At 66.0% G+C, this 13,570-nt stretch carries 16 protein-coding genes; 7 read left to right on the top strand and 9 right to left on the bottom strand.

The window, feature by feature from the left end; all coding sequences use genetic code 11:
- Positions 1-12 precede the first annotated feature (12 nt).
- Both ACLBYD_RS14495 and ACLBYD_RS14490 read left to right on the top strand, forming a co-directional pair.
- Complete coding sequence (locus ACLBYD_RS14495) at positions 13-489, top strand: hypothetical protein (protein ID WP_447816987.1); 477 nt, start codon at positions 13-15, stop codon at positions 487-489.
- Positions 490-491: 2 nt separating this feature from the next.
- The gene (locus ACLBYD_RS14490; RefSeq protein ID WP_059382773.1) at positions 492-689 is read left to right on the top strand and encodes a helix-turn-helix transcriptional regulator; all 198 of its coding nucleotides are present in this window, start codon (positions 492-494) and stop codon (positions 687-689) included.
- Positions 690-740: 51 nt separating this feature from the next.
- On the opposite strand, the gene ACLBYD_RS14485 is transcribed toward ACLBYD_RS14490, so the two are convergent.
- From ACLBYD_RS14485 to ACLBYD_RS14475, 3 genes are all read right to left on the bottom strand, one after another.
- The gene (locus tag ACLBYD_RS14485) at positions 741-1,580 is read right to left on the bottom strand and encodes a mycofactocin-coupled SDR family oxidoreductase (protein ID WP_016694157.1); all 840 of its coding nucleotides are present in this window, start codon (positions 1,578-1,580) and stop codon (positions 741-743) included.
- 61 nt (positions 1,581-1,641) lie between these two features.
- Positions 1,642-2,925 carry a cytochrome P450 gene (locus ACLBYD_RS14480; RefSeq protein ID WP_447816986.1) on the bottom strand — a complete coding sequence of 428 codons (1,284 nt, stop codon included), beginning with the start codon at positions 2,923-2,925 and terminating at the stop codon, positions 1,642-1,644.
- 4 nt (positions 2,926-2,929) lie between these two features.
- Positions 2,930-3,160, bottom strand: coding sequence for a ferredoxin (locus ACLBYD_RS14475; protein ID WP_447816985.1), 231 nt, complete (start codon positions 3,158-3,160; stop codon positions 2,930-2,932).
- A 138-nt stretch (positions 3,161-3,298) separates the two neighbouring features.
- Here ACLBYD_RS14475 and ACLBYD_RS14470 point away from each other — a divergent pair, with 138 nt between their 5' ends.
- On the top strand, positions 3,299-3,904 hold the full coding sequence (locus ACLBYD_RS14470) for a TetR family transcriptional regulator (RefSeq protein WP_447816984.1): 606 nt from the start codon (positions 3,299-3,301) through the stop codon (positions 3,902-3,904).
- A 120-nt stretch (positions 3,905-4,024) separates the two neighbouring features.
- Positions 4,025-5,137, top strand: coding sequence for an alpha/beta hydrolase (locus tag ACLBYD_RS14465; protein WP_447816983.1), 1,113 nt, complete (start codon positions 4,025-4,027; stop codon positions 5,135-5,137).
- 33 nt (positions 5,138-5,170) lie between these two features.
- On the opposite strand, the gene ACLBYD_RS14460 is transcribed toward ACLBYD_RS14465, so the two are convergent.
- On the bottom strand, positions 5,171-5,731 hold the full coding sequence (locus ACLBYD_RS14460; RefSeq protein ID WP_447817047.1) for a TetR/AcrR family transcriptional regulator: 561 nt from the start codon (positions 5,729-5,731) through the stop codon (positions 5,171-5,173).
- A gap of 160 nt (positions 5,732-5,891) precedes the next feature.
- A complete protein-coding gene (locus ACLBYD_RS14455) occupies positions 5,892-6,506 on the bottom strand; it encodes a dihydrofolate reductase family protein (protein WP_447816982.1) in 615 nt (204 codons plus the stop codon).
- A gap of 131 nt (positions 6,507-6,637) precedes the next feature.
- Between ACLBYD_RS14455 and ACLBYD_RS14450 the strand changes: the two genes are divergently transcribed.
- A complete protein-coding gene (locus ACLBYD_RS14450; RefSeq protein ID WP_447816981.1) occupies positions 6,638-7,054 on the top strand; it encodes a VOC family protein in 417 nt (138 codons plus the stop codon).
- Here the strand turns inward: ACLBYD_RS14450 and ACLBYD_RS14445 are convergent.
- The 3 genes from ACLBYD_RS14445 to ACLBYD_RS14435 form a co-directional block, all read right to left on the bottom strand.
- Positions 7,036-8,526: an amino acid permease gene (locus tag ACLBYD_RS14445; RefSeq protein ID WP_447816980.1), complete on the bottom strand. Its 1,491-nt coding sequence runs from the start codon at positions 8,524-8,526 to the stop codon at positions 7,036-7,038. The two genes, ACLBYD_RS14450 and ACLBYD_RS14445, sit on opposite strands and share 19 nt — an antisense overlap.
- A complete protein-coding gene (locus ACLBYD_RS14440) occupies positions 8,519-9,772 on the bottom strand; it encodes a Glu/Leu/Phe/Val dehydrogenase dimerization domain-containing protein (RefSeq protein WP_447816979.1) in 1,254 nt (417 codons plus the stop codon). The genes ACLBYD_RS14445 and ACLBYD_RS14440 overlap by 8 nt, the downstream gene beginning before the upstream one ends.
- A 141-nt stretch (positions 9,773-9,913) precedes the next feature.
- Positions 9,914-10,423 carry an Lrp/AsnC family transcriptional regulator gene (locus ACLBYD_RS14435; protein WP_016692536.1) on the bottom strand — a complete coding sequence of 170 codons (510 nt, stop codon included), beginning with the start codon at positions 10,421-10,423 and terminating at the stop codon, positions 9,914-9,916.
- A gap of 186 nt (positions 10,424-10,609) precedes the next feature.
- On the opposite strand from ACLBYD_RS14435, the gene hppD reads away from it, so the two are divergent.
- Complete coding sequence (gene hppD / locus ACLBYD_RS14430; RefSeq protein ID WP_006554688.1) at positions 10,610-11,815, top strand: 4-hydroxyphenylpyruvate dioxygenase; 1,206 nt, start codon at positions 10,610-10,612, stop codon at positions 11,813-11,815.
- A gap of 8 nt (positions 11,816-11,823) precedes the next feature.
- On the opposite strand, the gene ACLBYD_RS14425 is transcribed toward hppD, so the two are convergent.
- A complete protein-coding gene (locus ACLBYD_RS14425; protein ID WP_447816978.1) occupies positions 11,824-12,264 on the bottom strand; it encodes an SRPBCC family protein in 441 nt (146 codons plus the stop codon).
- Between the two features lie 148 nt (positions 12,265-12,412).
- On the opposite strand from ACLBYD_RS14425, the gene ACLBYD_RS14420 reads away from it, so the two are divergent.
- Complete coding sequence (locus tag ACLBYD_RS14420) at positions 12,413-13,540, top strand: NDMA-dependent alcohol dehydrogenase (protein ID WP_447816977.1); 1,128 nt, start codon at positions 12,413-12,415, stop codon at positions 13,538-13,540.
- Positions 13,541-13,570 lie beyond the last annotated feature (30 nt).

Genomic DNA, 13,570 nt, shown 5'->3' with positions numbered 1-13,570 from the left:
AAGGGAGCGGTGATGGACAGCGGGGGTGCCGGATCGGCGGTGGAGCGGTGCAAGTGGGGCAAGGTGCGGGTGGGGTCGCGGTGGATCAGCGCAGTACCGCCGGCGATCGCCCTCGGAATCCTGGCCACAGCCGTTCTGGCAGCGGTGGTAGCCGCTCTGGGGCTGGTGCCCGACTATCCCGTGGCCGCCGGCGTGGCGGTCGCGCTGGCGACCGCACCCTCGCTGTCGGCCTTGTCGTGGGTGCTCCTCGTGGATCGGTCGACCCTCGAAGGCGCCACGGATCGCCCCGAGGATTCGGTCGAGGCGTCCTGGTATGAGAAAGCCGCCTCGGGCGCTTTCACCGACATCCTTCTCGTCACGGGCCTGGGGTGCACCGCTCTGGCGTTCGCTCCGATCGAGGTCGAGGGCCTGCACGCGCTGATGGCGGTCATTCTCGTGGCGTTCGCGTCGTTCGGTGTGCGCTACGGCGTGCAGCGCCGGAAGGGCTGAGGGTGCGGAACTCGCTCGCGGCCCTGCGCGCGGAGAACGGATGGTCGCAGCAGAGGCTCGCCGACGAACTCGGCGTCTCGCGACAGACGATCATCTCGATCGAGAAGGGACGATTCGACCCGTCCCTTCCGTTGGCGTTCCGCATCGCGCGCCTGTTCGGGCGTCGCATCGAGGACATCTTCGTACCCGACGAGGAATAACGGAGTGGCCGAGCGGATTCCCCGACAGAACCCACTCGGCCACTTGCCCGATCACTTGAGCGTACTACCGGCGTCAACAGTGAGCGTGAGACCGGTGACGTAACGGGACTCGTCGGACGCCAGGAACAGAACGGCATTACTGATGTCTTCCGGTTCCACCCATCCCACCGGCAGGACGTGCATGAACTGCGTGGCCGCCTTCATGTCCTCCGGTCCCGGGTTCTCGAGGTCGGGACGGAACATCTTCATGGCGCCCTCGTTCATGAACATCGGTGTGTTCACGTTGGTGGGGTGCACGGTGTTGACCCGGATGGAGTGCTGCCCCAGTTCGACGGCGAAGGTGCGCATCATGCCGACCATCCCGTGCTTCGCGGAAATATATGGGCCCATGGTGGGGTAAGCCTTCAATCCGCCGACCGAACTGGTCAGGACGATCGATCCACCATTCCCACCCGCAATGATGTGCGGCACTCCGGCTTTGATCGACTTCCACACGCCGGACAGGTTGATGTCGAGCATCTCCTGCCAATCGAACTCGTCGGTCTCGTGCAGCATCGCGCCACCCGTGCCGATTCCGGCGTTGGCGACGATGATGTCGAGACGGCCCAGTTGTTCGACGCCGTTGTCGACGGCGGCCTTCACCGCGTCGAAGTCGCGGACGTCGGCCTCGGCCGTGACGATCCGTCGGTTGAGACTCTTGACGGCTTCGACCGTTTCGGCCATGTCTTCCGGGGTGGACGGTTCGATCTGCGCGTTCTCCCGGATCGGGCCGCAGATGTCGAGTGCGATGATGTCGGCACCCTCCTGTGCCAACCGGATCGCGTGACTGCGGCCCTGTCCGCGTGCGGCTCCGGTGATGAACGCGACCTTGCCTTCGACTCTTCCTGCCATTGAACACCTCTCACTTCGTGCACCGTCCGTTCGGGCGATGCAGAGCCATGGGATTGTCGGGTTACTGCGTGCTGTGGGTGAACTCGATGTGCAGATCGACGAGCCCACGAAGGAGGAAGGTGGGTTCGTAGGCGAACACACGGTCGTCCTCCGGGCCGTGTGCCTGCTCGCTGAGACGGATGTCCTCCATCCGATCGAGCAGACGGTTGAGGGTGACGTGCCCTTCGATGCGCGCGAGCGGGGCGCCGGCGCAGGTGTGCAGGCCGCGGCCGAATGCGATGTGATCGTGCGAGTTCTTCCGATCGAGCCGGAACTCGTTCGGGTCCTCGAACTTACGCGGATCACGGTTCGCGGCGGCGAGACTCAGCATCACGATCGTCCCAGCCGGCACCTCGACGTTGCCGATGGTCGTGGTCTTGCGAGCGAGTCGGAAGTCCACCTTCGTGGGACTGTCGAAGCGCAGTGATTCCTCCATGAACGGTTTGATGAGACTGCGGTCCTCGCGCAGGATCTTCTGGTACTCGGGGCGTTCGCAGAGCACCCGCAGCGACGAACTGAGGAGTTTCGTCACCGTCTCCTGGCCGGCTGCGAACAGGAACGTCGCAGGTCGGACGACCTCGAGCAATTCCGGTATCGAGCCGTCCGGATAGGTCGCTGCGGCCAGACCGCTGAGGATGTCGTTGCGGGGTTCGCGACGACGGTCGGCGAGATACTTCTCGAAACGTCCGTCGAGGAATTCGAGGGGGTTGATCCCGACGGGTTCGTGATCGAGTGCGCCGACCCGCGTGCCGGGCCGTTCACCTGCGCCGAGCACCCACCGGAACTCCTCGCGATCCTCTTCCGGCACACCGAGCAGGTCGGTGATCGCCATGGTGGCGAAGGGTTTTGCGTAATCACCGAGGAACTCGCATCGGCCCTCGCCGATAAACTCGTCGATGACGTCGTCGGCCAGTCCCCAGAGGTACTCCTCGTTCTCTTTCAGTCGTTTCGGGGTGAGGAGTCGTCCGAGCAGCGACCGGGCACGCGTGTGGTCGGGTGGGTCCATCGTCACCATGTGCTCGAAGATCGGGAACTGGTGACGGTGGGCCTCGATCTGTTCGGTGATGTCGTCGCCTTCGGGTTCGAAGGGCAACGGCGGGAACGGACCTCCGATCGAGTTGACCGCCGACAGTGCCTCGCTGTTCTTGAATCCTTCGACCACCTCCTGGTAGCCGGTGACCACCACGACGCCGTAGTGAGGTTCCCGGTACACCGGGTTGCGACTGCGCATGTGGTCGAAGTACTCGAACGGACTCTGTGCGATCTCTCCGTCGGTGAAGTAGTCGGAGGATGCGAGATCGGTCATCGGATCACGGACCTTTCGGGGAAGAAGGGAGGTTCTCGACGATGCCGATGGCCTGCCGAGGGCAGGCGCTGGCGGCGGAATAGGCCTTGGGCCAGAGGCTTTCCGGAGGGTTCTCGTCGCAGGTCGCGATGTCGTCGTCGGGAAGATCGAAGATCTCGGGTGCGATCTCGAGGCACAACGCGTGCGCTTCGCACAGGTCTCGATCGATGTACAGGCGCTTCGGTGATCCCGTCATCGGCGCTCCAGGAGGGGGATGTGGGCTCGAACGGTGGCGGTGCGGCCGGGCTGGGTGGCCGCTACCGGGGTAGGGTGTAACCGCGTTACCTGGGTCACGATAACGTGGTTACCGCTTGACGGCAAGGATGTTTTCGGAATGAGTGGTACCGCTATCCCGAACGAAGCGGACGAGGCGCGATCACGCCTGCTCGAGACCGTGATCGAACTCCTGGAGGAAGGCGGCTACGACGCCGTCCAGCTGCGCGAGGTCGCGCGCCGGACGCGCATGTCGCTGTCCACCGTCTACAAACGGTTCGCGACACGCGAGGAACTGATCCTCGCCGCCATCGAGCACTGGATGAAGGAGAACCATGCCGGCCTCGTCGAGCAGCCGCGCGCGCCGGGTGAGCGCCTGCATCCGGCGATGATGCGCGTCATCCGCGCCATCTTCGAACCGTGGGAGAAGAACCCCGCGATGCTCCTCGCCTACTTCAGAGTGCGAACGGCACCCGGTTGGGAAGGGCTGCACATGCGAGGCTTCGACGAGGTGATTCCCGTCGGCATGGCCGTTCTGGAGGATGCCGACCCAGTCTTCGTCGAGGAGTCGATGTCGATCCTGTCGAGCGTCGTATTCGGACTCGTCGGCCGCTGCCTCGAAGGGCGGATCGAACTCGCCGAGATCATGCCGACGATCGATCGCGCGGTGTACTGGCTGACCACGGGGTACGAGGCCACGCAACGCGAGCGCGGTCAGGGCGCCTAACTGCGGACTCGTACCCCTGTCGTCTTCTTGACTGGTATCCAAGACGCCCTTACCGTAGTCGTGACGCCTTCTTGAATGGCGTCCAAGAAATGTGGTGGAGAAGCGGGGAGGGCGCAAGTCATGGAAATCGGTGGGTCTGCCGAGCGGCGCGAGGCCGTAGCGGTGCAGCGGCGCGAGGTCTCGTTCGTCTCCGGCCAGGACGAGTGCGCGGCATGGCTGTACACCGCACCCGACCTGAACGGTCCGCGCCCGATGGTGATCATGGGGCACGGGCTCGGAGCGGTGCGGGAGATGCGCCTGGATGCCTACGCGGAACGGTTCGCCGCCGCGGGGTGGTCGGTGCTGGTGTTCGACTACCGTCACCTCGGGGCCAGCGGCGGAGCGCCGCGCCAGATCCTCGACATCGGCCGGCAACGCGCCGATTGGCGCGCCGCCCTGGCCTTCGTGCGCACACTCCCGGAGGTCGATGTCAACCGGATTGCCTTGTGGGGCAGCTCATTCGGTGGAGGGCATGTCCTTCAGGTCGCCTCCGAGGACACCCGTATCGCGGCGGTCGTGGCGCAGTGTCCCTTCACCGACGGTCCGGCGTCGTTGCGCGCGCGGATACGGACCGGCCCGCTGAGCGTGGTGGCACTGACAGTGGCGGGCATCCTCGACACGGTCGGGTCGTGGTTCGGTGCGAAGCCGATCCTGTTGCCGATGGCGGGGACGTCCTGGATGCCCGCGTTCGTGGCCTCACCCGACGCCCTCGCCGGCGCTTCCGCACTCCTGCCCGCGGGGACCCGTCTCTCGCGGCGCACCAGCACGGTGTTGAAACGGCTTCCGTCGGTGCGGGCTCAGCTGTCGAAGAACATCGAGCCGACGGAGATCGACGGTAGGGAAGAACCCGAGACCGGGGTCGGCCGCGACAGCATCTGGGGTGTACTGCGCGGTCCGAACGGCGAATTCGAGGCTGCCAACGCCCTCGCTGCCCGGCTGGCGCTGAGTCTTCCGCTCGATCGACCTGGTCGCGCGCTGGCTCGTTTCAGCACTCCGACGTTGCTGTGTGTCTGCGACAACGACGCGGCCGCGCCCGCGAAGACCACGAAGCGTCACGCACAGGGCCTGGCACACGTGCAGGTTCAGAGCTACGTGTGCGACCACTTCGACATCTACGTCGGTGAACACTTCGAACGCGCCGTGTGTGACCAACTCTCCTTCCTGGAAAGGCAATTCGACCACACCACACAGTAGGTCGCTCCGAGTTCGCGGACGAAGACCGGGTGCTCAGCCGGTGGCTGCGGCACGACTGCGAGCGCTGTTGAGCAACGTCTCGATCACCGCGCGCCGCTGAGCCTGATCCGTCGGGTGCATCAGCAAGCCCTCGACCACGAAAACGCCGATCGAGACCAGCGGATCGACTTCGTCTGCGGGCACACCGAGCGCGATCAGCTCTGCCCGGAACAACCCTTCGGCCAGCGTGTGGAACTGCTGGTGCCATTGCTGAACGGACGCGGACTTCTCGGCGCGTGTGTGCACCGTGCTCACCAACCGACCCAGCTGTTCCAATTCTTCGACCAACCACAAGAGTCGATCGGCCAGCCCCGAGCCCAGCATCTTGCTGTAGGAGGCCATCGAGTCGGCCAGAACCGCATCCAGGACCGCGATCAATATCGAGTCCTTGTCCTGGAAGTACCAGTACAGCGTGTTCGACACGACTCCGGCGTCACGGGCGATCCGCGTCATCGATGCCGCGTCGTATCCTTCCTCGACGAACAACCGCCGGGCGGCCACCACGATCTCTGCGCGTTTCTCTTCCCGATCCTGCGGACGTCTGTTGCGGGGCATCTCCAGTCCTGACCTAGTTCCCGCCCCGATGCTATCTTGACCGGCCCCCAAGAGCGGGCCCCGGCCGACCGTTCCGGAACGAGGTCCGTAGCCGTCTCGAACAGATGATGCGGCAGGCGAGCCGGAGCAGCTCTCGATACAGATCGGCTCGTACTTCGGGTCACTCGACTTCGGCGAGTCCGTACTCGGGTCGTCCGGCAGGCCGATACACGGTGATGACGACACCGGTCGAGGTGGTGCGCGATTCGACGAGATCGAACTTCGTGTCGCGACCCCCGACGGGGAACAGCCGCCGCCCCTGACCGAGGACGACCGGGAACGTGATGAGGCGGTACTCGTCGACGAGATCGTGTTCGAAGAGGGTGTGGACCAGACGGATGCTGCCGTGCACCTGCAGTTCCCGTCCCGGCTGCTTCTTCAGTTCCGCGACCGCGGTGGGCACGTCGCCCTCGAGGACCGTCGTGTTCTGCCACTCGGGGGCGGTGAGCGTCGTGGAGGCGACGTACTTCGGGAGGGTGTTGAGTGCACGGGCGACCGGATCGTCGGGATCGGTCGAGTTCGGCCACGACGCAGCGAAGACGTCGTAGGTGTTCCGGCCCAGCAGGAATGCGTCGACCTTCGAGAACACCTCGTCGATGAACTTGCCGGTGTCCTCGTCGAACAGCGGCACCACCCAACCGCCGCGGTCGAAGCCGTCGCTGCGGTCCTCGTCGGGGCCACCCGGTCCCTGGGCCACACCGTCGGCCGATACGAAGGTCGTCACCGTGAGCTTCATCGTCGTCCCCTTTCGAAGGTTGTCGCCGAGTACAGACCCGGGAAGCGCGGAGAACTCATCGCTTGCATCCCTCCGGCACGGAAGGTATCTCTGGACGCAGCGTCGCGTGTCGATGACGGACTGCGTCAGGCATGGAGGCGCGGGACCACAAGGAGTTCTCCTTGAGTATTGCGTTCAACCACACCATCGTCGCGGCCGACGACAAGCAGCATTCGGCCTACTTCCTCACCACCCTGTTCGGGCTGCCCGATCCGGTGCCCGCCGGGCACTTCCTCGCCGTCGAACTCGCCAACGGCGTCACCCTCGATTTCGCCGAACCGCCACCGGATGTGGAGTATCCGCCGCAGCACTACGCATTCCTGGTGTCGGAGGAGGAGTTCGACGAGATCTACGCCCGGATCCTCGAGCAGAAGATCGAACACTGGGCCGATCCCCGACAGTCGGCGCACGGCATCAACAGAAACGACGGGGGTCGAGGAACCTACTTCCTCGACCCCGCCGATCACTTCATGGAGATAATCACGCGTCCCTACGGTTGGCGCTCCTGAACCGTCTCGACCCGAGCCGTCCCGGCCGTAGCGCGTCGCCGTGCCAGCACCGTGCAGGTACCGGCGATCGCTGCGGTCAACGCGCCGGTCGCGAGCAGCTGCGTGCGGGCAGCGGTGTCGAACAGGGCGAGCACCGCGATGCCGGCGAGCAGACCGAGCGTCGCGTACGACAGGTACGGGAAGCCCCACATCTTCAGCGGCAGTGCATCCTCGGTGCCGTTGCGGCGTGCGCGACGACGGAGCACGAGGTGCGAGACCGCGACGAACGTCCACAGCACCAGGATCGTGGAGCCGACGGCGTTGAGCAGCAGCGGCAGCACCCGGTCGGGGTAGAGATAGTTCAGTCCGACCGTGACGAAGCCGAACGCCACCGAGGCGAGCACCGCATTGCGGGGAACGCCGTTGGACGACAGCCGCCCGAAGACGGGGTGCGCCGATCCGCGGTGCGACAGCGAGAAGATCATCCGGGAAGCGCTGAACAGCATCGCGTTGAGCGACGAGAGCAGCGCGACCACGACGATCACGGTCATCACCGCGGCGGCGCCCGGGACGGCCCCGGCCTGCAGCACGGCGACGAACGGACCGGTCGCGAGATCCTCGGAGGTCCACGGCAGGATCGTCACCATCACGAGCACCGACCCGATGTAGAACACGAGGATGCGCCACACCAGGGTGCGCACCGCGCGGCCCACGTTGCGCCGGGGATCGGCGGTCTCCGCGGCGGCGATCGCGATGATCTCGGTGCCACCGAAAGCGAAGACCACGATGAGCAGGCCGGCGGCGATACCCGCGATGCCGGTGGGAGCGAACCCGCCGTGCGCGGTGAGGTTGGAGAAACCGGTCGTCTCGAAGGTGGGCATCCACCCGGCGATCATCGCGACACCGATCACCAGGAAGCCGAGGATGGCAGCGATCTTGATTGCGGCGAACCAGAATTCGACCTCACCGAAGCGGCGCACGCCGACGAGGTTCACGCCCGTCAGCACGACCATGTAGAACAGCGCGGACGCCCACTGGGGGATGCCGGGCAGCGCCACCGCGGTGATCGCGGCGGCGCCGGTGGCCTCCGCGGCGATCACGATGATGACCTGCACCCAGTACAACCACCCGATGGTCCGTCCCGCGACAGGGCCCAGCGCGTTCTCGGTGTGCTCGGAGAACGCACCGCTGGCGGGGTTGGCCGCGGCCATCTCGCCCATCATGCGCATCACGAACACGACGAGAACGGCCGCCACCAGGAACGAGATCAGGATCGCCGGGCCGGCGACGGCGATACCCGCCCCCGACCCGACGAACAGGCCGGCCCCGATGGCGCCACCGAGGCTCATCATGACGAGCTGGCGGGGCCGCATGGCGCGATGCAGGCCGGCGGTGTTCTGGGCGCCGGTCGTCGTCCCGGCGGTGCTCTGGGCGCCGGTCGTCGTCGCGGCGGTGCCCTGGGCGCCGGTCGTCGTCGCCAGGGTGTCAGTCATCGATGCGCTCCCCGGCCGGGACCAGCTGGTCCAGTGCGATCTCGAAGGCGGTCGCGGCGAGCCCGGTGAGCTCGGTCGACCGGTCGTGGCAGCGGCGCAGTGCCGTCTCGATGGTGGTGGACACATCGCCGAAGATGGCGGCGTCAGAGACCTCCACGTCGCCCTCCATGAGCTGGGCGAAGGCCCGGGCCATACCGCAGTTGGCGATGAAGTCGGGGATCACGGCGACGGACTTGTCGGCGTGCTCGTAGGTGGGGCCGTAGAAGATCTCGTCGTCGGCGAACGGGACGTTGGCGCCGGAGGCGATCGACTCGAGTCCTGCGGCGACCATGCGGTCGACCTGCTCGCGGGTGACGAGGCGGCTCGCGGCGCAGGGCAGGAAGATCTCGGCTCCGAGATCCCAGATGCGGGCGTTCACCTCGTCGAAGGGGATCATGCGGTCGCTGCGCAGGGCGTTGCCGTCGCGCTCGAGCAGCAGGGTGCGGACCTCGTCGAAGGAGAGACCCTCGGGTGCGAGGATGCCGCCGTCGCGGTCGATGATGCCCACGATCGAGGCGCCGGCCTGGGCGAGATAGTAGGCAGCGGCAGCGCCGACATTGCCCCAGCCCTGCACCACGACGCGCTTGCCGGCGAGGTCGGTGCCCCGATAGACGAGCTGGTGGTGACGGACCGACTCGGCGACGCCGTAACCGGTGATCAGATCGGCGACAGTGTATTTCGTGCTGGTGGCAGGGGTGAACCGCGCGTCCTCGACGACCTTCGCGACGCCGAGTCGCAGCTGGCCCACCCGCTGGATGCGCTGGCGCTCGTCCTTGCCGAAGTGTCCGTTGACGACACCTTCCTGCGGGTGCCACAGGCCGTTGGACTCGGTGAGGGGAACGACCTCGTTCATCTCGTCGACGTTGAGGTCGCCGCCGGTGCCGTAGTAGGCGCGCAGCAGGGGAGTGACGCCCGCGAACCAGCGGCGCAGCACGCCTTCCTTGCGGGGGTCGGACGGATCGAAATCGATGCCGGACTTGGCACCGCCGATTGCAGGTCCGGAGACGGTGAACTTGATCTCCATGGTCTTCGCCAGCGACTCGACCTCGCGCCGGTCGAGGCCGCGGCGCATGCGGGTGCCGCCGCCGGCCGCGCCGCCCCGCAGCGAGTTGATGACGACCCAGCCCCGGGCGGTGGTCTCGGTGTCGTGCCACTCGAAGACGATCTCGGGGGCTTTTTCTTCGAATCGCGTCAGCAGGTTCTTCATGGCGAAAGACTGTGACGGCAGTAACAAATGCCGCGCAACTGTGCTTCGTCGAACTGTGCAGCGTGCGGAGGGTCCGGATGCCCGAAGCGCTTTTTTCTGTGCAATCCGGCTAGTCGGAGACGGATTGTGGACGTGATCGGTTCAGCGGCGGTAGGCCGGTGCCTTCGCGGATCGTTCCGGCTCGAGGGTGCGGAGCAGCGGCATCGCCCGGTAGTGCACCACTTCCGACAGCACCATCACGCTCGTCGACCGCGCGACGATCGAGGAGCGGTTCAGCTCGATGAGGGTCTGTTGGAGACCGAGATGCGATTCGGCCCCGATCCGGCACAGGACGTCACCCGCGCCGGTGGTGGCGAACGCCTCGAGGACGCCGGGGATGCGTTCGAGGACCTCGGTGACGTCTTCGAGCGCGCCCTGCACGATCTCCATCGTCACGAACGCCTGTACATCGAAACCTGCTGCGGCGAGGTTGATCCGGGGTTCGTAGCCGGCGATCACCCCGGTGTCCTCGAGGCGTCGCAGTCGGGCCGAGACGGTGGCACGCGCGACCTTCAGTCGACGGGACAGTTCGAGCGCGCCGATCTTCGGGTCGGCGTGCAGGGCCTCGAGGAGAGCGAAATCCAATTCGTCCAGCTGCACGGGCTCGCGCATCGCGGTTCCTTCCCATCGAGCGCCGAAAACTAGCCCGATTGTATAGGTGAACGCGCGGATTCCGGCAGATTCCAGTCAGTCGGACCAGTTGCCGAAGGCGACGTTGCGTCGCACCGACGGGTGGGTTTCTCCTGGTGACACACGACACAACGACTGTGCCGCAGTGAGCGGCAGGAGGTTGCAGCGATGACTCTGGAATACACCCTGACCGACAGCGAACGACTCGCTCAGCTCGACGCCGAGGAGCTCCGGCGCCTGGTCGGTCTCGTGGAGTACGACAGCGAACGGGACCCCTTCCCCGTCAGCGGCTGGGACGCCGTGGTGTGGGTGGTCGGAAACGCCACGCAGACGGCGCACTACTACCAGTCCGCCTACGGCATGGAACTCATCGCCTATTCCGGACCCACCACCGGCAACCGCGACCATCACGCCTACGTACTGCGCAGCGGCGCCGTGCGATTCGTGATCAAGGGTGCGGTGGATCCGGACAGCCCGCTGATCGAGCACCACCGCCTCCACGGTGACGGCGTCGTCGACATCGCGCTCCAGGTTCCGGACGTCGACAAGTGCATCGAGCACGCCCGCAAGCAGGGGGCGACCGTCCTCGAGGAACCCTACGAGATCAGCGACGAGAACGGCACCGTCCGCATCGGCGCCATCGCGACCTACGGCGACACGCGGCACACGCTCGTCGACCGGTCGCGCTACAACGGCCCGTACCTGCCCGGCTACATCGAGCGCACCTCGACCTACCGCAAGCGTGAGGGTGCGCCCAAGCGCATCTTCCAGGCGCTCGACCACGTCGTCGGCAACGTCGAACTCGGGCGCATGGACGAGTGGGTCGACTTCTACAACCGCGTCATGGGTTTCACGAACATGGCGGAGTTCATCGGCGACGACATCGCCACCGACTACTCGGCGCTCATGAGCAAGGTGGTGTGCAACGGCAACCACCGCGTGAAGTTCCCGCTCAACGAGCCCGCCATCGCGAAGAAGCGTTCGCAGATCGACGAGTACCTCGACTTCTACCGCGGACCGGGTGCACAGCACCTCGCGCTGGCCACCAACGACATCCTCACGGCGGTCGACCAGTTGCGCGAGGAGGGCGTCGAGTTCCTCGCGACTCCCGATGCGTACTACGACGATCCGGAGCTGCGCGCCCGCATCGGTGAGGTCCGGGTGCCGATCGAGGAGCTGAAGAAGCGGGGCATCCTGGTCGACCGCGACGAGGACGGCTACCTGCTGCAGATCTTCACCAAGCCCGTCGGTGACCGTCCGACCGTCTTCTTCGAGCTGATCGAGCGCCACGGCTCGCTCGGCTTCGGCAAAGGCAACTTCAAGGCGCTGTTCGAGGCGATCGAGCGGGAGCAGGCCGCGCGCGGCAACTTCTGATTGCGGTCCTAGACGAGCTGACCGAGCCGCGTGCACAACGCGTGTTCGGTCTGCCGGATCGCCGTTCCCACAATCGGTTCGATGAGCATGCCGAGTGTGCGGCCGGCGATCCCGCCGGGCAGCCGGTAGCCGAAGTCGACGTCGAGCCGCGTCGCGTCGCCGAGGTCCGTGAAGGTCCACGACGACGCGGCGCGGAATCCGGCGATCGAGTCGAGGACGATCACGCGATTGCGTTCCCATTCGACGACTTCCACGCGCGAGTCGAGATCCTTGGGGCCGATCCGCATGGTCGAGTCGTAGATGGCACCGAGGCCGGAGACCTGCTCGCCCACGGGTTGGAAGCGGGCCACCCCGAACATCCAGTCGGGGACGTTCCGGTAGTCGTCGACGTAGGAGAACGCGAGGTCGACAGGGATGTCTGCGACGGCGCTGTGGCGGACGTGAATCATGGCTGGAGCCCTTCACGAGAAGTTGTCTGTTACTCAATGTAGCGGGTAACTGCGCGCTCCGGAAGAGGTTCGAACCCGTTGCTCTAACGTCCGATAAGTGTTTGAATGCCGTGACGCAAGTCACACACTTTCGGTTCAGGAGGCTCGGGTGAAGACGAAGGCAGCAGTCGTCAAGGGAATCAACCAGCCGTGGGAGATCGAGGAGATCGATCTCGGCGATCCCGTCGCAGGTGAGGTGCAGATCCGCCTCGCGGCCTCGGGTCTGTGCCATTCCGACGAGCATCTGCGCTCGGGGGCGACACCGCTTCCGTCCTTCCCGGTCCTCGGTGGTCACGAGGGCGCGGGCGTGGTCACCAAGGTGGGTCCGGGAGTGCGGGGTCTCGAGGAGGGCGACCACGTCGTCCTCGCGTTCATCCCCGCCTGTGGCCGCTGTCGGGCCTGCGCCAAGGGCATGCAGAACATCTGCGACGAGGGCGCCGGCCTGCTCACCGGCCAGGCGATCTCCGACAAGACCTACCGCGCGACGCTGAACGGCGACCCGGTGCTGCAGATGTGCCTGCTCGGCACGTTCGCGCCGTACGTCACGGTCAACGAGGCGTCGGTCATCAAGATCGAGAAGGACATCCCGCTCGAGAAGGCGGCACTGCTCGGATGCGGTGTCGCGACCGGCTGGGGTTCGGCCACCGAGATCGGCGGCACCAAGCTCGGCGACACCGTGGTCGTCATCGGTGTCGGCGGTGTCGGCATCAACTCCGTCCAGGGCGCGGCACACGCCGGGGCGCGGTTCGTCGTCGCGATCGACCCGGTCGAATTCAAGCGGCAGAAGGCCAAGGAGTTCGGCGCGACGCACGTCTTCGCGTCGATCGAGGAGGCTGCACCGGTGATCGGCGACATCACCTGGGGCCAGATGGCCAACGTCACCGTCATCACCGTCGGTGAGATCACCGGCGACATCATCGGCCCCGCACTCGGTCTCACCGCCAAGGGTGGCCAGGTCGTGGTCGTCGGCATGGGCCACGCCACCGACACGCAGGTGACGATGAGCCTGTTCGAACTGACGCTGCTGCAGAAGCGCTTGCAGGGGGCCATCTTCGGTGGCACCGGCCCGCGCTCGCAGATCCCGAAGCTGCTCGAGCTGTACCGGAACGGGCAGCTCGACCTCGACAACCTCGTCACCAAGACGTACAAGCTCGAGGACATCAACGAGGGCTACGCCGACATGCACGCCGGCAAGAACCTCCGCGGCCTCGTCCTCTACGGCGAGGACGATTACTGATCCTGCGAGCGACAACCGATCCTGCGAGCG

The organism is Rhodococcus sp. C26F (genome assembly GCF_053345925.1).
Note: the sequence above shows the minus strand (reverse complement) of the source record. Positions and strands in the feature narration are given on the sequence as shown.

Bases quoted from the DNA above. Each gene is read 5' to 3' on its own strand.
- ACLBYD_RS14495 (WP_447816987.1), top strand. From the start codon at position 13: ATGGACAGCGGGGGTGCCGGATCGGCGGTGGAGCGGTGCAAGTGGGGC.
- ACLBYD_RS14485 (WP_016694157.1), bottom strand. From the start codon at position 1,580: ATGGCAGGAAGAGTCGAAGGCAAGGTCGCGTTCATCACCGGAGCCGCA.
- ACLBYD_RS14480 (WP_447816986.1), bottom strand. From the start codon at position 2,925: ATGACCGATCTCGCATCCTCCGACTACTTCACCGACGGAGAGATCGCA.
- ACLBYD_RS14475 (WP_447816985.1), bottom strand. From the start codon at position 3,160: ATGACGGGATCACCGAAGCGCCTGTACATCGATCGAGACCTGTGCGAA.
- ACLBYD_RS14470 (WP_447816984.1), top strand. From the start codon at position 3,299: ATGAGTGGTACCGCTATCCCGAACGAAGCGGACGAGGCGCGATCACGC.
- ACLBYD_RS14465 (WP_447816983.1), top strand. From the start codon at position 4,025: ATGGAAATCGGTGGGTCTGCCGAGCGGCGCGAGGCCGTAGCGGTGCAG.
- ACLBYD_RS14460 (WP_447817047.1), bottom strand. From the start codon at position 5,731: ATGCCCCGCAACAGACGTCCGCAGGATCGGGAAGAGAAACGCGCAGAG.
- ACLBYD_RS14455 (WP_447816982.1), bottom strand. From the start codon at position 6,506: ATGAAGCTCACGGTGACGACCTTCGTATCGGCCGACGGTGTGGCCCAG.
- ACLBYD_RS14450 (WP_447816981.1), top strand. From the start codon at position 6,638: ATGGAGGCGCGGGACCACAAGGAGTTCTCCTTGAGTATTGCGTTCAAC.
- ACLBYD_RS14445 (WP_447816980.1), bottom strand. From the start codon at position 8,526: ATGACTGACACCCTGGCGACGACGACCGGCGCCCAGGGCACCGCCGCG.
- ACLBYD_RS14440 (WP_447816979.1), bottom strand. From the start codon at position 9,772: ATGAAGAACCTGCTGACGCGATTCGAAGAAAAAGCCCCCGAGATCGTC.
- ACLBYD_RS14435 (WP_016692536.1), bottom strand. From the start codon at position 10,423: ATGCGCGAGCCCGTGCAGCTGGACGAATTGGATTTCGCTCTCCTCGAG.
- hppD (WP_006554688.1), top strand. From the start codon at position 10,610: ATGACTCTGGAATACACCCTGACCGACAGCGAACGACTCGCTCAGCTC.
- ACLBYD_RS14425 (WP_447816978.1), bottom strand. From the start codon at position 12,264: ATGATTCACGTCCGCCACAGCGCCGTCGCAGACATCCCTGTCGACCTC.